The 25,420-nt window shown below is 49.7% G+C and carries 16 protein-coding genes and 1 tRNA gene; 8 read left to right on the top strand and 9 right to left on the bottom strand.

Translation table 11 applies throughout. From position 1 onward, the window contains the following. Positions 1 to 84: 84 nt before the first annotated feature. Together BLS62_RS21520 and BLS62_RS21525 are read left to right on the top strand one after the other, a co-directional pair. Positions 85 to 1,284, top strand: a complete 1,200-nt coding sequence (locus BLS62_RS21520; RefSeq protein WP_093189361.1) for an AGE family epimerase/isomerase — start codon at positions 85 to 87, stop codon at positions 1,282 to 1,284. A 33-nt stretch (positions 1,285 to 1,317) separates the two neighbouring features. Then, positions 1,318 to 2,325: a Gfo/Idh/MocA family protein gene (locus tag BLS62_RS21525; protein ID WP_093185705.1), complete on the top strand. Its 1,008-nt coding sequence runs from the start codon at positions 1,318 to 1,320 to the stop codon at positions 2,323 to 2,325. A 55-nt stretch (positions 2,326 to 2,380) separates the two neighbouring features. On the opposite strand, the gene BLS62_RS21530 is transcribed toward BLS62_RS21525, so the two are convergent. Next, positions 2,381 to 3,535, bottom strand: a complete 1,155-nt coding sequence (locus BLS62_RS21530) for an alpha-hydroxy acid oxidase (RefSeq protein WP_093185710.1) — start codon at positions 3,533 to 3,535, stop codon at positions 2,381 to 2,383. 728 nt (positions 3,536 to 4,263) lie between these two features. Continuing rightward, positions 4,264 to 4,340 (bottom strand) — tRNA-Arg (locus BLS62_RS21535). A gap of 264 nt (positions 4,341 to 4,604) precedes the next feature. On the opposite strand from BLS62_RS21535, the gene BLS62_RS21540 reads away from it, so the two are divergent. Both BLS62_RS21540 and BLS62_RS21545 read left to right on the top strand, forming a co-directional pair. After that, positions 4,605 to 5,315 (top strand): thermonuclease family protein, encoded by a 711-nt coding sequence (locus BLS62_RS21540; RefSeq protein WP_208991011.1) that lies wholly within the window; start codon positions 4,605 to 4,607, stop codon positions 5,313 to 5,315. A gap of 21 nt (positions 5,316 to 5,336) precedes the next feature. Beyond that, positions 5,337 to 6,806, top strand: coding sequence for a M48 family metalloprotease (locus tag BLS62_RS21545; protein WP_208991012.1), 1,470 nt, complete (start codon positions 5,337 to 5,339; stop codon positions 6,804 to 6,806). 244 nt (positions 6,807 to 7,050) lie between these two features. Here BLS62_RS21545 and BLS62_RS21550 read toward each other — a convergent pair whose 3' ends face one another. The 4 genes from BLS62_RS21550 to BLS62_RS21565 all read right to left on the bottom strand — a co-directional run bounded on the left by BLS62_RS21550 (position 7,051) and on the right by BLS62_RS21565 (position 12,039). After that, entirely contained in the window at positions 7,051 to 7,668 is a 618-nt protein-coding gene (locus BLS62_RS21550) for a CarD family transcriptional regulator (RefSeq protein WP_208991013.1), read from the bottom strand. Between the two features lie 418 nt (positions 7,669 to 8,086). Then, the gene (gene fdxA / locus BLS62_RS21555) at positions 8,087 to 8,425 is read right to left on the bottom strand and encodes a ferredoxin FdxA (protein WP_093185716.1); all 339 of its coding nucleotides are present in this window, start codon (positions 8,423 to 8,425) and stop codon (positions 8,087 to 8,089) included. 187 nt (positions 8,426 to 8,612) lie between these two features. Then, positions 8,613 to 9,014, bottom strand: a complete 402-nt coding sequence (locus BLS62_RS21560) for an RNA-binding S4 domain-containing protein (RefSeq protein WP_093185719.1) — start codon at positions 9,012 to 9,014, stop codon at positions 8,613 to 8,615. A gap of 22 nt (positions 9,015 to 9,036) precedes the next feature. After that, complete coding sequence (locus BLS62_RS21565) at positions 9,037 to 12,039, bottom strand: helicase-related protein (protein WP_093185722.1); 3,003 nt, start codon at positions 12,037 to 12,039, stop codon at positions 9,037 to 9,039. A gap of 975 nt (positions 12,040 to 13,014) precedes the next feature. On the opposite strand from BLS62_RS21565, the gene BLS62_RS21570 reads away from it, so the two are divergent. From BLS62_RS21570 to BLS62_RS21580, 3 genes are all read left to right on the top strand, one after another. Continuing rightward, positions 13,015 to 13,734, top strand: coding sequence for a LuxR family transcriptional regulator (locus BLS62_RS21570; RefSeq protein WP_093185726.1), 720 nt, complete (start codon positions 13,015 to 13,017; stop codon positions 13,732 to 13,734). A 345-nt stretch (positions 13,735 to 14,079) separates the two neighbouring features. Further along, positions 14,080 to 17,526 (top strand): pyruvate carboxylase, encoded by a 3,447-nt coding sequence (gene pyc, locus BLS62_RS21575; RefSeq protein ID WP_093185730.1) that lies wholly within the window; start codon positions 14,080 to 14,082, stop codon positions 17,524 to 17,526. Positions 17,527 to 17,831: 305 nt separating this feature from the next. After that, complete coding sequence (locus BLS62_RS21580) at positions 17,832 to 18,437, top strand: acetate uptake transporter (protein WP_093185736.1); 606 nt, start codon at positions 17,832 to 17,834, stop codon at positions 18,435 to 18,437. A gap of 65 nt (positions 18,438 to 18,502) precedes the next feature. Here BLS62_RS21580 and BLS62_RS21585 read toward each other — a convergent pair whose 3' ends face one another. Next, positions 18,503 to 19,231, bottom strand: coding sequence for a glutamine amidotransferase (locus BLS62_RS21585; RefSeq protein WP_093185741.1), 729 nt, complete (start codon positions 19,229 to 19,231; stop codon positions 18,503 to 18,505). Positions 19,232 to 19,248: 17 nt separating this feature from the next. Beyond that, positions 19,249 to 19,725, bottom strand: a complete 477-nt coding sequence (locus tag BLS62_RS21590; protein ID WP_093185745.1) for a tellurite resistance TerB family protein — start codon at positions 19,723 to 19,725, stop codon at positions 19,249 to 19,251. Between the two features lie 370 nt (positions 19,726 to 20,095). Here BLS62_RS21590 and BLS62_RS21595 point away from each other — a divergent pair, with 370 nt between their 5' ends. Next, positions 20,096 to 23,077 (top strand): AsmA family protein, encoded by a 2,982-nt coding sequence (locus BLS62_RS21595; protein ID WP_093185749.1) that lies wholly within the window; start codon positions 20,096 to 20,098, stop codon positions 23,075 to 23,077. Positions 23,078 to 23,135: 58 nt separating this feature from the next. Here the strand turns inward: BLS62_RS21595 and BLS62_RS21600 are convergent, their stop codons facing one another. Then, complete coding sequence (locus BLS62_RS21600) at positions 23,136 to 25,418, bottom strand: xanthine dehydrogenase family protein molybdopterin-binding subunit (RefSeq protein ID WP_093185752.1); 2,283 nt, start codon at positions 25,416 to 25,418, stop codon at positions 23,136 to 23,138. Between the last annotated feature and the right edge of the window lie 2 nt (positions 25,419 to 25,420).

Raw genomic sequence — 25,420 nt, forward strand, 5'->3', positions numbered from 1 at the left:
TGAACATTCTAATTTCATTTGCATATGTGAAGGCCATCACGATTTTGCCCAGTGCAAACAGGTGATGGATGTGGAGTACCGGAAGTGATTGTCGATCACCTGAATAAATTGCGTGCATGGCTGTTTGATGATGCGTTGCCGTTGTGGTTGAAAGCTGGTGAGGATGCCGCCAATGGCGGATTTGCAGAGACCATCACGTTGGACTGCGAAGGTAGCGCCGATAACCGGCGAGGCCGTGTAAATCCGCGGATGGTGTTTGTGTATTGCGAAGCGGGTCGTCTTGGTTGGCAAGGGCCGTGGATGGATGTTGCTTTGCGCACGCAGGCTTATGTTGAGCGTGTGTATGCTACGCCTGATGGATACATTGGTGCTTTAGCAACACCGGATGGTCAGCTGTTGGACACAGCCTTTGATCTTTATAACCAAGCGTTTGCCTTGCTCGCTCTTTCCAGCATTGCTGATGTGAACAGTGAGAAGCGTGAGGAAGCGTGCACCAAAGCCGCCGCTCTGTTGGGTGTATTGAAGAGCCGCTTTAAGCACCCTGTCGCCGGTTTTCAGGAGGCTGAACCGCCACGCGCACCGCTTGGTGCAAACCCGCACATGCATTTGTTTGAGATGTGCTTGGAGTGGGAACGCTCTGAAACTCTTAGCGCTGAACAGAAGGCTGTTTGGGCTGCTCTGGCGGATGAGCTTGGTGGGCTTTGCCTTAAGCACTTCATTTGTGAAAAGACTGGTGGTCTACGCGAGTTTTTTGCTCTGGACTGGTCGCCAATGCCGGGTGACGAAGGTCGTGCCTTGGAGCCGGGGCATCACTTTGAGTGGGCATGGTTGCTGAGCCGCTGGAACAAACTGCGCGGTGACGAGCGTGCGAAAACTGTTGCTGCGCGGTTGTTTGAGATCGCAGAGACCTATGGAGTTGATCGCGAGCGCGGCGTTGCCGTTATGGGCATCAATGATGATTTCTCTATGCGTGATCCTCTGGCGCGGCTCTGGTCTCAGGCAGAGTGGCTGAAAGGCTCTATTGCCATGCTGGAAAGCACGGGTGAGGAAGAACAATCTCGCTTCCATGCGTCAATGCTGAATGCTTTGGCGGCGCTTGTGATGTTCCTTAATGATGTGCCTGCTGGTCTTTGGAAAGACAAATATTTGCCAGATGGTACGTTTGTTAACGAGGCAGCACCTGCAAGTTCTCTCTACCACATCATTTCAGCGATTTCTGAATTGGACCGTTTCTGTAAATCTGATGTTGGTAAGCGTGTTCTGGCGCTCGATACACCGCAGTGAATATGAAAAGTACGAAGGATTGGGAGACTTATAATGGTTAAATGGGGCGTACTATCTACTGCACGGATTGGTCGTGAAAAGGTTATTCCTGCGCTGATGAAAGCGCGCGGTGTGGAAGTTGCTGCCATTGCCTCTCGCACTGAAGAGAATGCCAAGCAAGTGGCTGCTGAACTGGGTATTCCCAAGGCTTACGGCTCCTACGAGGCCTTGCTGGCGGACCCAGAGATTGAGGTGATCTACAACCCTTTGCCAAACCACATGCATGTGCCGATGACCATTGCAGCTGTGAAAGCTGGTAAGCATGTGCTTTGTGAAAAGCCGATTGCGCTGGATGCGGAAGAAGCCCGTATGCTGCTGGATATACCAAGTGACCGCTTTGTTATGGAAGCGTTCATGGTCCGTGCACATCCACAATGGGAACGCGCTTTGGAGATCGTTCAATCCGGCGAGTTGGGCAAGCTACAGGCTGTGCAGTGCTTCTTTGGATACGATAATCAGGACCCGCAAAACATCCGCAACAAAACCGAGCTTGGCGGCGGCGGCTTGATGGATATCGGTTGTTACCCAATTGTGGCGTCTCGCTACTTCTATGACGCTGAGCCTGAGCGGGTCGTGAGTTTGATTGACCGCGACCGGACTTTTGGAACGGATCGTCTGACTTCTGTGATGATGGACTTTGGACAGGGACGACAGGCGCAGTTTACAGTTTCAACGCAATCTGCCCCTTATCAACGCATCAATCTGGTTGGAACGGCCAAGCGTTTGGAGATCCTCATTCCGTTTAACGCGCCTCCGGGTGAAGAGACTATTCTTCGCTTGGATTCGGGTAAGTTGCCTGGCGATGGCGCTGTTGAGGTGGAGCGTATTTCGGCATGCGATCAATACACGCTGCAAGGTGAGTTATTCTCTCGTGTTGTACGTGGTGAGGAAGAGCTGCCTTACGGTATTGCTGATGCGATCCAGAACATGGAAATCATCGACGCGATTGTTCGATCTGAGCGTAATGCAGGCTGGGAGGACGTTGGGTCCTCTGAGGAATAACAGGTTTCAGAGCGGGACCAAATGCATGTGTCCCGCTCTGAAATAGTGTTTTATTTTATAGCTTTACGCCATCTATTGAGTAGATGTTGTCACGGTTGAGCGTGTTCAGATCACGTTTGCCACACAGCGCCATGGTGGTATCCAGTTCTTTCTGGATGATCTCCAGAGACTTGGTGACACCTTGCTTGCCACCAGCTCCCAAGCCGTAAAGGAATGGTCTGCCGATGTAAGTGCCTTTTGCGCCAAGGCTGATTGCTTTCAGCACATCTTGTCCAGAGCGAATGCCGCCGTCGATGTGGATTTCAACTTTATCGCCAACTGCATCAACGATTTCCGGTAGGATCTCGATTGAAGACGGTGCTCCATCCAGCTGACGTCCACCGTGGTTGGAAACGATGATGGCATCACAGCCGGATTCTACAGCAAGACGTGCATCTTCCTTGTCCAGAATACCCTTGAGTATCAGCGGGCCGCCCCAGCGTTTTTTGATCCACTCAATGTCATCCCAGCTTAGGCGCGGGTCAAACTGCTCTGCTGTCCATGAGGAGAGCGATGATAAGTCACCAACGCCTTTTGCATGCCCAACAATATTGCCGAATGTACGGTTCTTGCTGGTTAGCATCTGCATGCACCACAGCGGACAGCTCGCCATCTGCCAGATATGCTTTGGTGTGAACTTTGGCGGGGCAGACAGGCCATTGCGCAGGTCTTTATGACGCTGACCTAATACCTGAAGGTCGAAAGTGAGGACGAGGGCAGAGCAGCCCGCTTCCTTTGCGCGATCAATCAACGCGTTGATAAAATTGCGGTCCTTCATCACATAAAGCTGGAACCAGAATGGCTTTTGCGTTTTGGCTGCAACCGCTTCGATAGAACAGATGCTCATGGTGGAAAGGGTGAACGGTACGCCGAATTCTTCTGCAGCCTGAGCTGCCAAGATTTCTCCGTCCGCATGCTGCATACCTGTCAGGCCTGTTGGAGCCAATGCGACTGGCATGGATACATCCTGACCAATCATCTTGGTCGCTAGTGTGCGGTTGGTCATATCTACAGCGATGCGTTGACGAAGTTTGATCTTCGAAAAGTCGCTCTCGTTTGCTCTGTAGGTGCTTTCTGTCCATGAGCCTGAGTCGGCATAGTCAAAAAACATCTTAGGGACGCGACGGCGTGCGCGCTCTTTAAGGTCGCTTATTTCTAGTATTGGTGCCATGTACGGGCCTCCCTCCCAAACATAATTGTTTTATGTATAGAGGGATTGCACGTATCAGTGATATGTCAAGAATAGCGATATAAGACTTGAGTATACCAATATTAAATTTTGCTCTACTTCACTTCATCTATGAATGAGCTTGAAATGTATACGCAGCTATATATATCACAAAATTACCATAGCGTAATTGATAAGTAACACTCTGAATTTGCTTAGATTGTATGTAGGAGTGAACGTTTAGCGAGTGTTACCGTAATGCTACAGCGTGATTCAGACATAATCTCATGCTTCCTCTAACAGCAATGGTTTTGACAAGGCCGAAACATATCGAGATGTCGTGATTGAATACTCCCAAAGTGCTGTGAGGGAGGCGAAGCGGTCGAGAGAATGAAATTTTGAAATTTGAGTAAAGCAGCTCTGGATGGTCATTTTAGGTGTCTTTGGGGAAACTTTTCTCACTTTGGCGCACATGGTGTGTTGGGAAGCGGAGGTCCTGCTTCCCATAACGCATTTCGACATGTTGGGCATAATTTGTCAGGCTATTTTTTTTGCCGACTAATCCAACTCATCCAGTTGTAGAACCAGTTACGGAGATTATCTCCAAAGCGTTTGAACACATTGGCAAGGTAGTTCATATGTTCTCTCCACGCGCTAGTGTGACCGGCTTTTATGGTGGGCTTAATTCGCTAAATGCCGATTAAGGAACTGGTTCAAGATTTAATTGAAAATGGTGACCCCGACAGGATTTGAACCTGTGACCTGCCGCTTAGGAGGCGGCCGCTCTATCCAGCTGAGCTACGGGGCCTGATGGGGTGGATCATCAGAGCTGATACAATGGTCATTCGAATATCATGAAATGCGTGGCTATGCGAGTGGCATTGGCGGGCTGTGAACAGCCTAGGTATAAGTAAGGTCTGCATAAATTCAATTTGCATGATAGCCCCAGAATGCACTCCGGCTTTTCTGAAGAAGCGTTATCGGAAAACCTGCCTGATATAGTTCGCCTAGTATATAGCGAGGTGACATGATGTGGAGGAAGAGCCTAGTTGTAATGTGTTGGCTTATTCTTGTGCCTTGGAGCGCTCTGGCGGATCCGTGTGCTGAGGAATTTCATGGTTCTTTAAGTGACCTTCCTGCTGTAAGTGCACATGAAATTTCAAACCCATTGCGCTTTCGTGCCAGCGACGACCAATTGTATTATTTTGCTGACCTTGGCTTTGAGCAAACAAGTGGTGGGATGTTTGGGGAAGGCGAGTACTCTCAGAAATATTCGATCTTTGCGTTGAGCGCCTCAACTGATCGCTGGGGACGTAAGCCTGCGATTCTGCTGGACGAGAAGCGGCAGGATTTCAGTGTTCGCTTAATCAAAGATGGAATGGCCATTGTTCAGCCACAATTAAGGTCCTCCAATTGTTTGAAATTACTCATTAATTTGGAAAAAATTGCCAGACAGAAAAACAAAGGAATGTGGTTCGTTAAAAGTGTAATTAACGACTATAGATCAATGGACTACGAGTATTATGGTGAGTACTGGATGGTTGAAGCAATACTCATTTCCGTTGGGCAAACCCGGTCTCGGACTTACTTGAATTTCGGTCAGCGCTGGACAGAGGATTTAACCGGGATTATTCAAAGGGGAGAGCTGGAAGAATTTTCAGATTTCGGGCATGATCTGTCTGGTTTAAACGGGAAGCGAGTTCGCCTTCGGGGAGTCTTGCAGATCAACAAAGGGCCGCAAATCGAGCTTAAGCACCCAGCACAGTTGGAGCTTCTGGACTAAAGTAGGTAGCCGGAAATACGAATGACTTTGAGATACGCATTGCCCGGAGTACGGACAAGCCTCAAATTTGCAACAGTAGGCGTAGTGGCCGTGGCGTTAGCTGCGTGCCAATTGACTGGTTCTGGCAATTTGAGCTCGCAAAAGCCTGGAAGTCTTCGTTCCGGTTTTGGCAGTGACGTTGGCGCGCGTGAGCATCCACGAGTAATTGCGACCTATGGCGGCGTTTATGAGGACAGTAAAGCGGAAATTGCGATCGCCAAAGTTGTTGGTGGTCTTGTTGCTGCGTCTGAAGCTCCTGACGTCCATTACCGTGTGACACTGCTCAACAGCCCGGCTGTAAACGCCTTTGCATTGCCCGGTGGTTACCTTTATGTGACCCGAGGCCTACTGGCACTCTCAAATGATACATCTGAGCTGGCAGCCGTGCTTGCTCATGAGATGGCACACGTTTCCGCGCGTCACGCCATTAAACGACAACGACAGGCGGAAGAGGCCGAATTCGTCACCAAGGTGATGAGTAACATTGGTAAAGACCAGCAGGCAATCGATGAGACTGTGAAGGAAAAGCAGCTGCAATTTGCGCGCTTCTCCCAAGAACAGGAACTGGAAGCTGATGATGTTGGCGTACGAACGCTTGCAGGTGCAGGGTATGATCCGTATGCGGCCGCGCGCTTTCTCAACACTATGGGCCAGTTTGCTCGCTACCAGCAGCTTGGCGGTGAAACCAGTTCTGCACCAGACTTCCTTTCCTCACACCCCAACACGCCTGATCGGATTCAACGAGCTGTTCGGAGTGCTCGGCAGATCGGTGCCCCAGGCATTGGTTTGAACGGACGTGCGGATTACCTTGGCAGCCTTGACGGTATGCTGTTCGGTGATGATCCGCTAGAAGGATACGTGCGAGGACGTCAGTTTCTTCATAAAGGACTGGGTATCTCCTTTGGTGTCCCAAAAGGGTTTGTGCTTGAAAATTCTGCTGAGGCGGTTCTTGCCAGTGATGGGGCAGGCACAGCGATGCGGTTTGATGGTGCGGACTTAACTGGGTATGCAAGCCTAACCGATTACATGCTGTCTGGCTGGATCAATGGGTTGATTGATAACAGCGTTCGTCCAACCACCATTAACGGCCTGCCTGCAGTCATAGGATCCGCGATTACCGATGGTTGGTCTTTCCGGATTGGTGTTATCCGTATCGGATTAACCGGATATCGGTTCATCTTTGCTAATCGCTCACCAACGGCTTCTTTTGCAAAGGATTTTGAAAAATCTCTTGGTAGTTTCCGTCAGCTCAGCCCGACGGAACAGGCACGTCTTAACCCACTTCGAATTAAAATCATTGAGGCGAAGGCTGGTGAGACTGCACGCAAGCTTGCCGTAGGTATGAGTGGAGTTGAGCCTGCCCGACGGCTGGAGCTGTTCACAATTCTTAATCAGGTCAAAGCTAATCAGCGCTTAAATTCAGGTGAACTCCTAAAGGTGATCACTGATTGAGCTTGCCGCCTACCATCATTCGTTTGGGTGGGCGTATGCAATCGATCAGCTGCTTCCATCAACCTATTGCGTTCTTCCTGTGCGATATCAGCGCCTGCTATGTTGCTTGTAAGGCTTTGCCAGGCAAGGAGCTGGTAGACTTGGAGTTGAGATAAAATTCATGGGGTATGGGCTGGGGATTGCAGGACGAAAAAAAACCCGCCAGCTGGCGGGTTTTTTAATAACTTGAAAAAGTGGCTAGTAACTATGCTGCTTCTTCCTGTCCACTGCCTGCAGTTGGAGCGGGAGGTGCAACTGGAGCAACGGGTGCGGGTGCAGCAGGTGCAACTTTTGCAGCGCGACCTGGTGACGTAAGCAGGACGGCTTCGATCTGGCGCACTGCTTCAGTGTCAGTCTGCTTTTGAACAGCTGCGATTTCACGCGCCATACGGTCCAAAGCAGCTTCATAGAGTTGACGTTCTGAGTAAGACTGCTCTGGCTGAGTGTCGGAGCGGTAGAGATCGCGAACAACTTCAGCAATAGAGATGAGGTCACCTGAGTTGATCTTCGCTTCGTATTCCTGTGCACGACGGCTCCACATCGTGCGTTTTACACGTGGCTTGCCAGCGATTGTTTCCAGGGACTTTTTAACTGTAGCTGCCTCAGCAAGCTTACGCATTCCAACAGAAGCAATCTTTGCCACTGGAACGCGGAGCGTCATCTTATCTTGTTCGAATTCAACTACGAGAAGTTCAAGAGAGAATCCAGCAACGGTTTGCTCTTCAACCGCAGTAACTACTCCAACTCCGTGCGATGGATAGATAATGTGCTCACCAGTTTTGAACCCATGACGCTGCGCGGTCTTTTTTGCGGGTGTGGCCATACGCTATACTTCTCCTGCGCAGTGGTTACTCTATGGTCCTTTGAAAGACCAAGTAACCTAGATGCCGCGAGTTCGCTGCATCTTTCTCTTTAGAAAAACGTAAAAATCCAATATATGCGGGCGAAAACTCCTCGCATTTATTGGTTTTACGCTCAATTGTGATCAGTCGAATTTCTTTGTTTGGCTACTTCGGCGAACGCTGGAAAAAGCTTACCACCCGCAATCCCAAGGGAATTACGACCATAAAAAATCCTCCATTTTGGGAGGATGCAACCAGACTGCCAAGTGACTGTGCAAAAAGGTATAGCACATTATCCACGGATTTCCAACCTCTCTCAAGAAAGAGAGGATTAAAGACATCCGCGGATACTGTTTGGCAAAATATAAATGCTTGTTTGTACGAGGCTTTTAGGGAGACTTAGTCTCCTTGCCCAGGCTTGTCAGAAAAGTGTTTTTCCAGCTTTTCTTTTACGCCATCAAACTCAGCTGCTTCTGGAAGTTGATCTTTCTTCACAGTCAGATTCGGCCACTTCTCAGCGTACTCTGAGTTGAGTTCGATCCATTTCTCCAGACCGGGTTCGGTATCTGGGAGAATTGCATCTGCAGGACATTCCGGTTCACATACACCGCAGTCGATACATTCGTCAGGGTGAATGACGAGCATATTTTCACCTTCGTAAAAACAATCGACTGGGCACACTTCAACACAGTCAGTGTATTTACATTTGATGCAATTGTCTGTGACGACGTATGTCATCGCAATCCTCTTCGTCTCTGGCGTAGCATTTTTATCTCTACAAAAATGCTCGGGCTTTGAAGAGCCCTGACGATTTATTCGCCCTGTAAACTTTGTGCTCTTTGCTACCGGTTTTCAGTGGGTAGTGCAAGCGCTGTTGTAGGCGTGGAGATTGCTATATTGGGACAAATTTTGCGTAATTTGTTCGCTAAAAAGGATCGATTTCGTTGAAGCCGCGAATCCGGGCGATTTGTCTTCGTTCCTTCTTCGTAGGGCGTCCCGCGCCGGCTTCTCGCCTGGGCACTTGAGCCACTTCTTCCTTGGGTGGAGGAGGGGGGGACATGTCCTCATAAAGTGTCTGTGCTTCAGGGGCGGGACCTCTGCGCGTGCCAATCTGCAAAACCTTAAGGATCAAAAGGCGTCGCGGCATAGTGATGCTAAGAATATCACCTGGTTTGACGATTTGTTTGGCCGCTGGAATTTTTTCTTGGTTCAGTCTGATATGCCCGGACACTGCCAGCTTCTTTGCCAGTGTCCGGGACTTTGTAATGCGAGCATACCAGAGCCACTTGTCTATGCGAACAGTGCCTAGTGGTTCTGGTGCTGCCATTCACTCAATCCTGATGGAGCGACTATTTGTCGCTCTTTTCCAAGTTCTGCTTCAAGGCCATCAGTGCTGCAAATGGTGAATCTGGATCCAACGGTTTGTCACGGCGCGGCGCAGGTTTTGCCTGATTTGGGCGAGCCTGATCTTTGCTGTGTCCACGACCCTTACCACCAGGTTTACCGATATTCCGACGCGGCTTTTGTTGGTCACGTGGAGCGCCATTGCGACGTGGTTGTTGTTCGCCAGTTTGCTCTGAGTTGCGTTGACCACCTGTATTGCGATTGTTGCGCTGACGATCATTGGTCGCGCGACGACCACCGGCCCGACCCGGACGCCAGATTTCAACGGTGACCGTTTCCATCTCAACTGCTTCGTCTTCTTCGGAAGTTTCCGCAACCGTAGCTTCAACAGCTTCGTCCGCAGGTTTTTCTTCAGTTTCCGCAACGGTTGTTTCTGCTGCAGCTTCGGTCGCAGGAGCTTCTTCAGCTGCAGGGGCGTCTTTATTCGCAGGAGCCTCTTCAGAAGTAGTTGCTTCTTCGACTTCAACCTTCTTCGCGATAGGGCGTTGTTCTTCGCGCGTTTCAAGACGGTAGCCGAGGGACTTCAGAATATTTGTGAAGTCTTCGCCAGCACAGCCGAGAAGGGATGTCATAGAAACGGTGACGGTAAACGCTCCGCCTTCTACCAATGCACCGTCAGGTGGCTCAATGCCTTCTTCCAGCGGCTTCCAGGCGACGAGCGGACGAATAATGTCTGCCAGACGTTCCAGAATGTCGACGCGAACAGCACGAGGACCGCAGACACGGAAACCAACAACACCATAAAGGGCTGCTTCAATTTCGGCATCGACCGGTACAGAGGTTCTGCCTGATGCAGAAAGCTGCGGCAGTTCTGTCAGGCCTTTGATGTCCTCTTTGCCTTCTTTCAGCGCCCAAAGCTGAGCGAGAAGCTGGCTTGGCGCTGGTTTAAGCAGTGCGGGGACATAAATGTGGTAGGCACCAAAGCGCACACCCAGCTTGCGGAGTGATCCGCGCATCTGTTGGTCGAGCTGTTTGATCTCTTCAGAAATTTCCTGGCGCTCAAGAATGCCGAGGCTTTCGGTCAAGCGGAAAGCAACGCCACGAGCGATGCCATCAATTTCTTCAGCATGCTCAAGATCGAAAAGTGGCTTAAGCAACGTTTCGATGTGTGTCTTGATCCAGAGACCAAGGCGCTCTTGCACATTGTCTCTCGCAGGACCTGTCAACTGCTCATCGGCAAGGATGATCAGGACTGGACGTAAAGTTTGATCACCAGCGGTCAGGCGCGCAATCGCTTCGCCTTGCCACCTCAGTGTGCCATCCGCTGAGAGAATAAACTCTTCGTTTGGAGCGCGGGATAGCCGTTCTGAACGGTTTTCTATCTCACCTGCTAGGGCCTTTTGGGCAGCCGCATGGACAGCTTTTTCTTCCTGTCCTTCGGCTGTTGCATCAGGAGCAAACCGGAAGCCATGTAACTGGCCTATATGTTGTCCTTCTACAAGGACGTCTCCGGTTGCAGTGATCTCCGCTTCGAGCATTTTGTTCTCTCTCAGACGTCGCATCAATACGCTGGTTCGCCGATCCACAAACCGCTGTGTAAGCCGTTCGTGAAGGGCATCTGATAATCGATCTTCTATGCCGCGCGTCACCCCTTGCCAGTGGGCAGGGTCTTTCAGCCAATCGGCACGGTTAGCCACAAAGGTCCACGTACGGATATGTGCTATCCGGTTCGCCAATGTGTCGATATCCCCATCTGTTTTATCCGCCAGTTTAACCTGGCTATGGAACCAATCATCTGGAATGGCGCCATCATGAATCAGATGCGAATAAATCTTTGTTACAAGATCTGCATGGTTTGCCGGAGCTATCTTGCGATAGTCTGGAACCTGACAGGTATCCCACAACAAAGAAACTCTTTCCTGTGTCGTCGCGACGGAATTAATATCCCTGTCACGTTTTGCAAGTTCGAGAACACCGATATCCTCTGCCGGAGGGGCTTTGGTCAAGCCCTCTTCTCGTGGAGAATGGTCCAAACTGCGCAAAAGTGCTGGAATAGACGAAAAATCGAGGTTTGGGTTACGCCATTGTAGGATTTTTAGGGGATCGAACTCATGAGATTCGAGTTGATGGACCAGTTCATTGTCAAAGCCGGGAACGCGTCCGGTGACACCAAATGTGCCATCTCGGAGGTGTCGACCTGCTCGGCCTGCGATCTGACCGGTCTCTGATGGGGTTAATTGGCGGTATTGATAACCATCAAATTTGCGATGGCCGGCAAACGCAATGTGGTCCACATCCAAGTTTAAACCCATACCCACAGCATCGGTGGCGATAAGCCAGTCAACGTCACCGTTCTGGAACAGCTCCACCTGCGCGTTTCGAGTGCGAGGAGACAATGACCCCAGAACGACTGCTGCTCCGCCGAGTTGACGTTTGATCAGTTCGGCAATGGCGTAAACTTCGTCAGAGGAAAAGGCGACGATTGCTGAGCGGCGTGGAAGCCGGGTGAGTTTCTTGGAACCTGAATATGTAAGAACAGACATGCGTGGTCTGGTGATCACATTTAGACCCGGCATCAACTTCTCAAGAAGGGGACGTATAGTAGAGGAACCCAAGAGCAGCGTTTCTTCACGTCCTCTCAGATGCAAAATGCGATCTGTGAAAACGTGGCCGCGCTCCAAATCCCCGGCCAGCTGAACTTCATCAATTGCGACAAAGTCCACGTCCAGATCTTTTGGCATGGCTTCTACTGTGGAAACCCAAAAGCGGGGTGACTTGGGTATGATCTTTTCTTCGCCTGTAATAAGGGCGACGAGATCAGGCCCCTTCTTCTCTACAAGGCGGCCATAAACCTCTCTGGCTAGCAGGCGCAAGGGCAGGCCGATTAAGCCGGAAGAGTATGCACTCATCCGTTCAATTGCCAAATGCGTCTTACCAGTATTGGTTGGTCCCAAGATCGCAGTCACAGATCGTGATCTATTTGCTCGGTGCAGCGTGTTCTTGTTCATCTAGAAGTGTAATTTCCGTATGCTATGGCCAAACAGTACTCAGGCTCAAATGTCTCTGACTGGGTTACTGGTATAAAGAATGCCGTGCCGTGCCTCACCCAATGAAGTGGCATTTATATGGCAGAGAAAAACGCTGTAAAGCTCTTGCGTGCATAAACATAAAAAAAGCTGAAAATGAAAACCAGAATGAATGTTTCATTTGCGGCGTTGCTTTGGGTCGGATCTAGACCAAACCACTTCGTATACGTTATCGCAACACGTAGACCTTTGCTGAATACGGTGCATGACTTTAGCGTTTGCGACATCCCCTATAGGGTAGGTTACAACGTGTTAAATGGTTACAGAGCGTATTGTTGTATCCGTTACAGGATGTGACTTACTATTTATCCGCAATCTATTTTTGGGGTAAATTGGCGTAATAGCAGGAAACCTACCATCGCTATTGATTGTAGAGATGCGATAGAGGTGGGTTTGATTGTAAGTGTCGTGACATTTGTTGGTACCAGTCAGTTTTATCCGCAGGCGAGTTATCCCCGCTTTCCCCTTGGTGCGATCGTTAAGTTTTTTGCATCTATGCAGGATGGAAAAGAACGCGGAATCCAGCTTTGGCTCGCTACGGAGTACCGGAATAACTTTACTATGTTCCCTACGCATGCGTATGAAATGTCGTCTTACGTAGGGTTACTAATTTGTTAACCCGCTCCTAGCAAAAGAATATTTGTTGAGAGCAGTAGTACCTGTTTCAAGTTTAAATATTTCCAGGAATTGAATTTCCAAAAAGACATAGTGCAATTTGACAACGTCAATATACATTATGTAAAATATGGTAGTGTCGAAGTTAAATTGAATAGATTTCTTTCCCAATATGAAAATATGGGCCGCGAATATGAGATGGGTGATAGATACACCTTCTATATTGGGTAGGGATTGCGTAGAGTAAGGTTGTTGGAGGCATAATATGTAGGGGTGAGTTAAATGAATCCGTTGACTGCTGCACTTGAATTTGTTGAGTCTATTAATAACGAAGAAACATCTGACGGTGTTTCAAAGCGCATTTCAGAACTTGGACAGTCGTTTGGCTTTACGAGTTTTTGTCTTGCGGCGATCCCCGACACAGGCGCATCATTAGATGGGTCAATTATGTTGAGTGGTTGGCGTCCAGAGTGGCAACAGCGTTATCTAGAGCGTGACTACGTGCAAAATGATCCTATCGTGGCCAAGGCACGGACTGCTAGTCGTCCGTTTTTGTGGTCGAGCGTTGCTCGTGATCGAAACTTGTCTGCTGTTGCTCAACAAATTCTTTCGGAAGCTCGTGATTTTGGCATGTATGACGGGATTTGCGTTCCGATACACGGCCTTCAGAGTTATCAAGGAATGTTGATTTTCGGTGGACCTGAGGTCCGTCTGAATGAACGTGAGATCAGTGTTCTACACTTGGTTGGTATTTATTCGAGCAATAAGGTTCGTGAATTGATTGGTGCTAACACCAGCCGTCCGCGACATCGCCTTACTCCTCGTGAACTTGAATGCCTTAAGTGGTCTGCTGCTGGTAAAACGAGTTGGGAAATTAGCCAGATCCTGAGTATTTCTCAGCATACTGCGGACTGGTATTTAGCATCTGCTGCAAGAAAGCTGCACGCTTCGAATAGAACGCATGCTGTTGCTGAAGGCTTCCGCCTTGGGCTCATTCGCTAGATTAAACTGATTGTATTTACTAATATTATTGCAGCCAGCAGGTTTCACACTCGTGGAACCTGCTGTTTGCTTTTGGGGGTGATAGTATTGTCTCCTTTAGTTGTAAAAGTAGAAAATCATTTGAGATATATTAGTGAAGACAAAATTTAATGGATTTGTGTATATTTTTTAACGTGTTTAGTTTTTCTCAATTATACGATAAATTCCGTAGAATTTCCCCGTTTTCTTAGTGTTTTATGACCTCTGAAATCTAGTAATGGCCTAAGTGACTATAAATTAATCTTTTCAATGGTGGCGCAGCTCGACTATAAATTCCAAAAATACATAGAGACTGGGAGACCTACTTTGACTATTCAACGTATTTTGGTTGCTAACCGCTCAGAAATTGCAATTCGCGTTTTTAGAGCAGCTAACGAACTTGGTCTCCAAACGGTTGCTATCTTTGCTGAAGAAGATAAGCTTGCTTTGCACCGGTTTAAAGCTGATGAAGCGTATCAGGTCGGCAAAGGGTTGGGCCCGATTGAGGCCTACCTGTCTATTGACGAAATTATCCGCGTTGCGAAAGAGCAGCGCGTTGATGCCATTCATCCTGGTTACGGGTTCCTTTCCGAAAGTCCGGAATTTGCTGAGGCATGTGCCGAAAACGGCATCATCTTTATTGGCCCATCTCCAGACACCATGCGCCGGCTTGGTAACAAAGTAGCTGCACGTGAACTGGCGATTAAAGCCGGTGTCCCGGTTATGCCTGCGACTGCCCCGCTTCCAGATGACATGGAAGAAGTGAAACGGCTTGCGCTTGGAATCGGATATCCTGTGATGCTCAAGGCATCGTGGGGTGGCGGCGGGCGCGGTATGCGCGTTATTCGTGATGAAGAAACGCTGCAGCGCGAATTTGTTGAAGCGAAGCGGGAAGCCCGTGCGGCCTTTGGTAAGGACGAGGTTTACCTCGAAAAGCTGGTTGAGCGGGCACGCCATGTTGAAGTGCAGATCCTTGGGGATAGTCATGGCAATCTGGTTCATCTTTTTGAGCGTGACTGTTCCATTCAGCGCCGCCACCAGAAAGTGGTGGAACGGGCGCCAGCGCCTTACCTTGATGAAAAAAAGCGTCAAGAGCTGTGCGAATACGGCCTGAGGATTGGACGCCAAGTTGATTATTGTGGTGCGGGCACTGTCGAGTTTTTGATGGATGCGGATACGGACAAGGTTTACTTTATTGAAGTTAACCCTCGTATTCAGGTTGAGCACACTGTCACTGAAGAAGTGACAGGCATTGATATCGTCCGCGCGCAGATCCGTATTGCTGAAGGTTGCCGTATTGGCGACAAATCTGATACGGGTGTTCCAGAGCAAAAAGGCATTACGCTCAGTGGTCATGCGTTGCAATGCCGGATTACAACGGAAGATCCAGAGCATAATTTCATTCCCGATTACGGACGCTTAAGTGCTTACCGGGGCGCAACTGGTTTTGGCATTCGCCTTGATGGTGGGACTGCGTATGCTGGTGCCGTCATTACACGCTTTTATGATCCGCTGTTAGAAAAGGTGACCGCATGGGCGCCGACTCCGAGCGAAGTTTGTGCGCGTATGGATCGTGCACTTCGTGAGTTCCGAATTCGCGGCGTTGCGACCAACCTGATTTTCCTTGAACGCATTATTGGGCATCCGTCTTTCCTAGCGAATTCCTACACAACGCGCTTCATTGATAATACGCCAGAGTTGTTTGAGAACATCAAAACGGCGGATCGTGCGACCAAACTTCTGAACTACATTGCGGATGTGACTGTGAATGGTCACCCGGAAACAAAAGCTCGTCCGAAGCCGCCAGTTGATGCTCCGAAACCGGTGGCTCCGCAGTTCAATTTGCCTGTTATGGATGGTACTCGCCAGAAGCTTGCACAGCTTGGGCCAAAAGAGTTTGCCAAGTGGGTGAAGGCGCAACCGCAAGTTCTGGTAACGGACACGACTATGCGTGATGCGCATCAGTCTCTGCTTGCTACACGCATGCGGACCTATGATTTGGCACAGGTTGCAGATAGTTACGCGCAAGGCTTTCCAGAGTTGTTCTCGCTGGAATGTTGGGGTGGTGCAACTTTCGATGTATCCATGCGCTTCCTGACAGAGGATCCGTGGGAGCGTTTACGCCTTGTTCGTGACAAAGCGCCCAACCTTTTGATGCAGATGTTGCTGCGTGGGTCAAACGGTGTGGGTTATGCAAACTACCCAGACAACGTGGTTCAGCACTTTGTGAGCCAGGCCGCAGATGCTGGTGTTGATGTGTTCCGCGTGTTTGACTGCCTCAACTGGGTTGAGAATATGCGGGTCTCTCTTGATGCTGTGCAGAAAGAGGGCAAGCTGTGTGAAGCCGCGCTGTGTTATACCGGTGACATTCTGAACAGTGCGCGTCCGAAATACGATCTCAAGTACTACGTCAATCTGGCAAAGGAGCTTGAAGCGGCTGGTGCCCATATTCTTGGTATCAAGGACATGGGCGGCGTGCTGAAGCCGCAAGCCGCAAAAGTTCTGATCAAAGCGCTGAAGGAAGAGATTGAAATTCCAATTCACTTCCATACGCATGATACTTCCGGCATTGCAGCATCTACTGTGCTGGCAGCCGTTGAAAGTGGTGTCGACATTGTTGATTTGGCAATGGATTCACTTTCTGGCCTCACTTCACAGCCGTGCATGGGCTCTGTTGTTGAAGCGTTGAAGGGAACATCCCGTGATAGTTGTCTCAACACAGATCGCATTCAGCAGGTTTCCTTCTACTGGGAAGCTGTGCGGACTCAGTACCGTGCTTTTGAAAGTGATCTGCGTTTTGGGGCTTCTGAGGTGTATTTACATGAGATGCCGGGTGGTCAGTTCACTAACCTGAAAGAACAGGCTCGTTCTCTTGGACTGGAAATGCGCTGGCACGAAGTCGCGAAAGCCTATGCTGACGTCAACATGATGTTCGGTGACATTGTGAAGGTGACGCCAAGCTCCAAGGTTGTTGGTGACATGGCGGTGATGATGGTGTCTCAGGGCATCACGCCGGAAGATGTTGTTGATCCTGATAAGGAAGTATCCTTCCCAGAATCCGTGGTCAGCATGATGCATGGTGATTTGGGTATTCCTCCAGGTGGTTGGCCTGTTGAATTGCAGAGGAAAATTCTGAAAGGTCAGGAGCCGATTTCCGTTCGTCCCGGCTCCTTGTTGGAAGCTGAAGATCTGGATGCGAAACGGGCTGTGCTTACCGACGTTCTAGGCCGCAAGGGGTCTGAGCAAGAACTGTCCTCCATGCTTATGTACCCGAAGGTTTACACGGAGTTTGCTAAGGCGCAGGACAAGTATGGTCCTACCAGTGTTCTGCCAACACCAGTCTACTTCTACGGCCTCAAGATTGGCGATGAAATCATGGCTGAGCTGGAGCCGGGTAAGGTGATGGTGATCTCTTGTCTGGCGATTGGTGAAACCGATGAACATGGCGAAAAGCGTGTGTTCTTCGAGTTGAATGGTCAGCCGCGTAACATCCGTATTATTGATCGGACGCACAGTGCTGCCAAAACGCCTGCGCGCCGGAAGGTGGATGATGACAACGAGCTGCAAGTTGGTGCGCCGGTACCGGGCGTTATCTCGACATTGGCGGTGAAGGCTGGTCAGCAAGTGAAAGCCGGGGATCTGCTGGTATCTATTGAAGCGATGAAGATGGAAACATCTGTTTATGCAGAGTTAGATGGTGTGATCAACGAAGTTTGCGTTGCTTCAGGTGATCAAATTGACGCAAAGGATTTGATTGTCGCTTATAAGGCATAAGCCTACATTCTACTCCATATTACTTAGATAAACCCAGCAATGCGTTTAGTGCATGGATACTATGCGTTGCTGGGTTTTTGTTTCTGTGATCTGGAAAAGTATGCATAATCAACGCCTTGGATAAATATGACCGCTAAATCTAAAAGGTAGGTATTATCACGTTACGTGCTTGTGCGGTTGTTCCGTCATGCAGCTCTCTGTAAGGAGCGCCTCAACTAAATAGATAATTTATTTCCCAGCCTCTGATCTTTAAGGCGGATGTTCTTGCTTGACCAGATGTTGGGTTTTTTATTGAGGGTGCAATCGTGCAGACTAAAACAGGAAACCCAGCAGTCATCGGCTTAGCTGGATTTGGTATGACAACATTCGTTCTTCAGATGGCCAATATCGGTCTTCTGCAGAATATGGGTCCAGTGCTCTGGCTTGGAGTATTTGTTGGTGGTCTTGCTCAGCTGGTAGCTGGCTTCCAGACCGGCAAAACCGGCAATAACTTTGGCTACAGCGCTTTCACAATCTACGGCGCTTTCTGGCTTGCGTTTGCAGGTATCCTCGTTGGTAACAAGTTGGGCTTTTACGCTTCTTCGCATTCTGACATTGGCTTCTTCCTGCTGCCATTCACCATTTACACCGGCATCATGTTCTACGGCGCGTTGCACATCCATGCAGCTGAAGCATCCATTTTCGGAACGTTGCTGGTGGGCTTTATCTTACTTTTGCTTGGCCACTTTGGGCCTGCATTCTTCAACGTGATTGCAGGTTATGTGCTGATCCTGTGTTCATTCTGCGCTTGGTACGTCATGGCGCATATCATCTACAAAGATGTGTGTGGGCGCGATGTTTTGCCGGTTGGTGGGCCAATCCTGCAGCCGGGCGAAAGAATGCCAGCTGCTGACGCTGTTGCTGCAGAGTAAGCAAACACACAGATTGTTTTTGAGGGTCAAAGTGAATGCTTTGACCCTTTTTTGTATCTACCAGCTTACTGCGGAAGAGCAATCGCTGCCCGTCCAATCCAATTGTCCATGAATGTTTCAAGCCAATGTAAGACTGCGGGGTCATAGACGAAACGCTCTGTGAAGTGTTCTTTGCGCTTTTTAGCTCCCGGCAAGACCAGTCGACTGGCTGCTTTCGTCGTCCAACGGTTCATCATGGCGTAGGTCAGCTCTGGGTGAAATTGAATCCCAAAAGCATTTTGACCGACGCGAATAGCTTGGTTTTCGTAGGTTGGACTGGATGCCAACAATTCCGCACCAGTTGGTATTGAGAAACCTTCGCGATGCCATTGATAAACCTGTGTCGGCCAGTTCATGAGACTGGACCCTGCCTGCGTTGCTTTAAGTGGGTAATATCCGATTTCTACCAGTCCATCATCCCGGCCCGTGACATTGCCGCCAAGATTTTTGGAGAGCATTTGTGCACCCAGACAGATGCCGAGAAAAGGTTTGTTTTCTTTAAGTGGTACACTGATCCAGTCGATTTCTTGCTTTACGAAATCATCACTGTCGTTTGCACTCATAGGTCCGCCGAAAATGACGGAGCCTGTGTGTGCATCAAGTGTTTCTGGTAGTGGGTCCCCAAATCGAGGGCGCCGAATATCCAGTTCAAAACCTCGTTTGACCAGCTGCTGACCTACACGACCGGGATTTGATGTCTCCTGATGCAGCACTACCAGTATTTTGGGTTTGTGCTGCTTGTTTCGCTCTAACATTTTAAAAATAGGTACCTTTAAATGGAAGGGTCACTACCGATTTTGCGGTGTGCAACCTTTTGTTTGAGCAGCATGCGATCTCTGGAAGAGACGCCAAGCAATTCTGCAACTCGCCAAACCGTATTGTCTTCAAATTCATGAACTGAGCCGTCAGCGAAAACCATTTCCCACAGTGCTTCAATCACTTTCAGGCGTTGTTCGGGCTCTAGCTTTCGTTTTAAAATGGATGTGAATCCGTATAGATCGACGGCTTCATCATCGCGTTGTTTTGCGAGCTGCATCAGCTCCTTGGTGTCTTCTTCGTCCAACTCATACTGCTGCTGCAAAACACGCTTGAACTGATCGAGTTCCTGTTGCTCAATTTCACCATCTACCGCAATGATGTGAAACATGAGGGCAGCTACTGCGAGGCGTTCATCATCCACAGAGAAGCGCTTATCCTCTTCCTTTTCAAGGGTCAGATTTTTGAAAAACTTCTTCAGGGATTCCAGCATTTAAGTGCTCCGTGCAGCTGCTCTTATTTTCTTGCTCTAGTTATCTAGAGTTTTTGTGTCACTTATAAAGATGAGGATCAATCTAAGTGGAACTCTATTGATACGCAAAAACAATTAAAAAGACCAAGGAAAAGAGCAGAAATACGCCAATTTGAATGGTTGTGATACTGCGACAATGGGGAGTAAATGTGGTAGGGCCTTGTAGATTACACCGTGCAAATCTTACCCATCGTGAATTTAAAGAATTTGCTCAATCATAATTTAGACGTTTTTTCTGGGCTTTTTGCTCTGTATTTGTTGAGTATACGCTGCTTACATAGAAAGAATCCTCTAAGATTGGCGCATTCGTCCATTGGGATACTGAAACTACATGAAACGCTCACTACTTGTTTTTGGAGCTGTCATAGCTCTTGTGGCTTGCGGTCTGGTGCTTGCACCGCTGCTGGTACCACAGCAAAAACTTAAAGCTCAGATTGCTGAATCTTTCGAAACTGCAACAGGTTGGCGGTTACGATTGGATGGGCGCACGAGTGTCGATTTGTTCCCGACTTTGGCGATTGAAGTTGAAAGTCTTGGCGTTGCCGGTATTGCACGGGCGGATGGTATTGAATTTGCGCAGATTGAGCGAGCTCGGTTTGAGCTGAACTCCCTAAAGTTTTTGACCGGCGGCAATATCGTTGAGAATATTGAGCTCTTCAACCCTAAATGGACGTTGGAGTTTGATCAGAGCGGGTCGGCGTCGTGGCAGCCTCACTTGGCAAAGGGGAGCGATGAAGATGGAGCTTCTCAATTTGCCGCGAGTATAGCCGGGCGCGTAGCAGAGTTTATGCAGCAGCTGGATCTGGATAGCGTCAAAATCCACGGTGGTGTGATTTCTTACAGTGAGCCGAAGCAAGAAGCGCCTCTAATGGTTTCTGAGATTGCGCTGCTTCTTAATCTGGAAGACGGCGGTGATGGCCTGACTGCGGAAGGTGGCTTTACGCACTATAATCAGCGGTTTGAGCTTGGTGGCCGGATTGGCTCCGTTCAGGCGTTGAGCGAAGCCCGCGCAACTTCTGTTGAAGCGCATGTTTCTGGTCCTGCAGAAGAAAAACTTAGTTTTGAAGGGCAACTGGCGTTTGGTGAAAGGCCGGTTGGTTCACTAAACGTGGTCCTTAATCTGCCAGCGCTTGCAAAATCAGCTGCTGAATATGACCCAAACCTGCCTGAAAGTGTTGGAGCAGGGGAGCTGGTGACTCAATTGCAGTTCCGCCAGCGCGGTGTCCGCACGAAAGACCTTTCTATCACAACAGGTGCAGTGGCGCTCGGCGGCGATGTTGCGCTGAACTATCTGGAAGACGGGTACGAGCTTAAAGGGCAAGTATCCGGCCAATCTTTGGACTTTGAGCAGCTTTTGCGATTAGCCGGGTTAGACTTTACGAGTTCTGGTTTTGCAAACATAGACGTCTCATTCTACGGCGTTGGGCAATCCTATGATGAGTTGATTGCTGCGCTTGAGATGGACGGTGGTGCCATCTTGCGGAAGGGACGTATCTCCGGAATTCAGATGCCAGAGTTGCTGGCTGTGGACGCACGAGAAGAATCCATCGATGATATGGATCTTTCTCTCGCCTTTACAGGCATCAATAAGCCACTGGAGTTAAAAGGCACTGCGCGCTGGCATGGTGAGCAGGTTTATCTGCAAGGCGGAATGCGCTCTGATGCGAATGTTGATCTTTCTTTCTCTAGCGAGATGTTTTCTGGAAGTCTGACTGGCCCTTATTCTTTGAGTGAAGGGTTTAATGGCCTTGTTGCGTTCCAAACTGATGACTTTAATTCTTTCGCCCGCTGGTATGGACGTCCGCTGCCAAGATACATGCGCGGTAACAAATTACGCGTTGTGGGGCAATTTACACCTGATGCAGACGGGCTTGCCTTTAAGAACACAAGCTTTGAGCTGGATGAAACCAAGCTTTCTGGATCAGGTCGGCTGGACATGGGCGACCTTCCCAAGCTGAGTGGTTCTCTGACCGTTGCAGGAGCTTCTTTTGACGAGATGTTTTCCCGTAGTGACAGGAAGAACGAAAATGGGGAAGGTGCCTATGACTTCTCCGTGCTTCGGAATTTCGATCTTGATCTCGGCCTTTCCATCAAGAACTTAAGTCTTGGTGCGCTTAAGGGGCAGGATGCTGAGCTTAAAGCCACGCTTGAGAATGGCAGACTTGCACTTGATGTGACCCGCGTTGGTTTGTTCCGTGGGGAAGGCGCCGGTAAGCTCTTGTTGAATGGTGCGACTGTTAAGCCGGGTATTGATGCGGAGTTTTCTCTCAAGGGTGTTGATGCTGCACCGTTCCTTGCTTCGCTTGGCGATATGCCGCGCGTTGATGGGAACCTTTATGCCGAAATGGATGTGAAGACCTCTGGCCAGACACCAACTGACATGTGGGTGAATATGGCGGGTGCTCTCAGTTTCCAGCTTGGCAATGGATTGCTTTATGAACTGGATGTGGACCAGTTGGTTGCTGCTGTTGGTAACACGCAGATTACGGGTTGGCCGTTTTCCGCCTCTGACAGCACTGCATTTTCCAGTTGGGGCGCTGATGTTGCCTTTGACAAGGGAACAGCTGAGTTTCGTGGTCTTACCTTGCAAAGTGAGAATGCGCTGGTTGAAGGGCGTGGTTCCATCAACATGAAAGATGGTGAAGTCCTTTGGTATTTGCAACCGAGTATGTTGGATAATTCCAAGGCGAATGACGGATCTGCTTCGCCTCAGCAGAGTGCTGAACTTGCTCCACTGAAAATTCGTGGTTCAATCGGTTTGCCAAGTATTGAACGGGTGAAGAAGCAAGAGTACGCCAGCGCCTCATTTGGCAATGAGCAGAAAATGCAAAGGGTTGCTGAAAAACTCGCTGCGGATCTGGAAGGTTCACAGACCGTTGAAGCAGCTAAGCGTTTGCGTGCTTCTGCTGCGGATACATCTTTGAGTGCTGGTGAGCAACTTACCTCTACATCAGCACCAGCAATTCTTGCTGGCCCCGCTAAAAGTACGGATCAGCAAACGACAGCCTCGATTGATGGTGAAGATCTGCCTCTGCTAGTTGAAGGTGCTGCGCCTAATCCTGAAAGCTCGAAAACTCTCATGCCGGTGGCCAAACCGGAAGGGGTTGCTGTTGCGGCCGTTGAACCAAAAGCACGGCGAAAGAGCAAACTCACTGGTGCGCCAAAACGTGACCTAAAACGGCGTGATGTGGTACCACGCGGACCGGGGAATGTTGATGTCCAAGCGGTTGCTGATGGCACTGCAGATACGGATGCGACGCTGACGTCTCTTGAGGAAGCGTTTGGAATGCCAGCTGGCTACTTGACGGATTAGACCAATACTGAAGACATAAAGAAGCCCGGAGTGATGAGTGCTCCGGGCTTCTTTGCTATTAGATGAAGTCTATTTCGTTGCTGAGCGGCATTTGCCGGATGCGCTTGCCGGTCGCAGCAAAGATGGCGTTTGCCAGAGCTGGTGTTGACGGCGGTGTTCCCGGTTCGCCAGCACCGCCCATCCTCGGTGAATTCTCAAGCAACTCAATGGTGATCTTAGGCGCTTGGTACATGCGCATAGCATCGAATGTGTCGAAGTTGGCTTGTTCCACTTTACCGTCTGACCAGGTGATTTCTTGACCAAGCGCTTGGCTAAGCCCGAAGTTGATGCCGGACATGATCTGGTCTTTGAAGATACCTGGGTCGAGCACAAGGCCCGGATCAGCAACGGCCCAAACTTCTTCGATGGTCACCGTATTATCGGTCACGTCGACCTGAACCACTTGCGCTGTCCATGTGCCGAAAGAAAGGACATGTGCAATTCCGCGGCCTTTGCCTGCGGGGAGTGGTGTGCCCCAACCTGACATTTCTGCAACGCGCTTTAACGCTTCCCGTGCTGGCATAAACTCATCACTGGTCAGATGAGCCAGACGGAATTCCAGCGGGTCTTTGCCTGCTTTATGCGCGGCTTCATCAATGAAGCTTTCATGGAAGAAACCATTGATGGAGTTGCCAACGGAGCGCCAGAAGCCAAGTGGCACCTGAAGATCCGTTACATGAGCCTGACAGCGCTGATGTTCCACATCAAGTGGTTGGTTGAAAACGCCATCCAGCACCGTGTTATCCGGACCAGCAGGGCTAATCGCCGGGAATGTTCTTGGCATCACGCTTGCGATGATGGATGGGGAGGCCACGTGCATGTCTAGTGTTTTGAGTGTGCCGGACTTTGTGATTTGTCCTTTAAACTCACCGATTGCCATGGGGCGATAGGTGTCGTGCTGTGTGTCTTCTTCTCGTGTCCACGTTACTTTGACGGGGTGCGGGGCCGTGGTTTTTGCAATGACTGCGGCATAGAGCGAAAAGTCAGCCTCTAATCGACGACCAAACCCGCCGCCGAGGCGTGTTGTGGTTACATCGACGTCTGCGCTGTCCATATCAAACTGACGAGCGATAGCTGATTGAACCAAGCCCGGTGCTTGGGTCCCAGTCCAAATGCGGACGGTCTCGCCGTCATGCTGTGCAGTCGCGTTCATGGGTTCCATAGTTGCATGCGCGAGGAAAGGCACGCGATACTTGGCCGTGATGGCTTCGCTTTCTGGAATGGAGGAGAAGACTTCGGTGTCTGATCCTGTGCCGCCTAGTTCAAATGTGGCTTCTTCCGTTAATGCGGTTTCTAACGCAGCCCACATCTGCTCTGAGTTCTGGAGAGAGAGTGGATCGTCCCATTCTACTTCTAGCACCTCCGCGCCTTTGAAGGCGGCCCATGTGTTATCTGCGATGATGCCTAAGCCTTCACCGGAGATTGTTTTGATTTCGACAACGTCCTTCACGCCGGGCACTGCGAGTGTTTTGGTTTTGTCGTAGGATTTCAGGCTTACGCCTTTGCGTGGCGCCATTTTCACAGTGCCGTAGAGCATGTCAGGCAATTGAACATCGATGCCGAAGATACGACCACCGGTCACTTTGTCTCTCAGCTCAACACGCTTTTGCGGTTTGCCAAGGATCTTCCACTCACTTGCTTTTTTGAGCTTCATTTCACTTGGCGGGGAGATTGCTACAGCTTTGCTGGTAAGTTCCCCATAGGTGGCGGAGCGTCCTGATTTTTTGTCGGTAATGGTGCCGTTGGCGAGCAAAAGATTGTCTTCTGTCGTGCCGAAATGTTCTTCCGCAGCTTTGACGAGGACATATCTGGCTGCATACCCAGCTTCGCGCATTTTCACAAAGCCATCGGTGGTGGAAGACGAGCCACCTGTCATATTCAGGCCAAGGAACTTGGCAACGACTTTCATGGAGCCGCGTGCCATTTCTGCGAGCAAGCTCTCGTCATAGAACGGGAAGGGTGTGCCTTCTTCCAGCATTGCTGCGTTGAAGTACGCAGGGCTGGATGGCCCGTGTTCCACGATAACCTGTTCTAGAGGGACTTCCAGTTCCTCAGCAACAAGCGCGGCCAGCGTCGTGTGGATGCCCTGACCCATTTCTGCCCGTGGTGCGATGATGGTGATGGTGTTATCCGCATCAATCATCACATAGGGGTTAAACGGAGTTTCGCCTTCAGCCTTCTTTGCATCCAATGGGTTTGCGTAGGGCTTTTGATAGAAGTAATAGCCGACGGCGAGACCGCCAGCAGCAGCGACACCTAGCCCAAGAAAGGCACGGCGGGTGTATTTTCCCAAACGGCTCATTT

Origin of the sequence: Pseudovibrio sp. Tun.PSC04-5.I4, from assembly GCF_900104145.1 — a bacterium.
Lineage (GTDB): Bacteria > Pseudomonadota > Alphaproteobacteria > Rhizobiales > Stappiaceae > Pseudovibrio.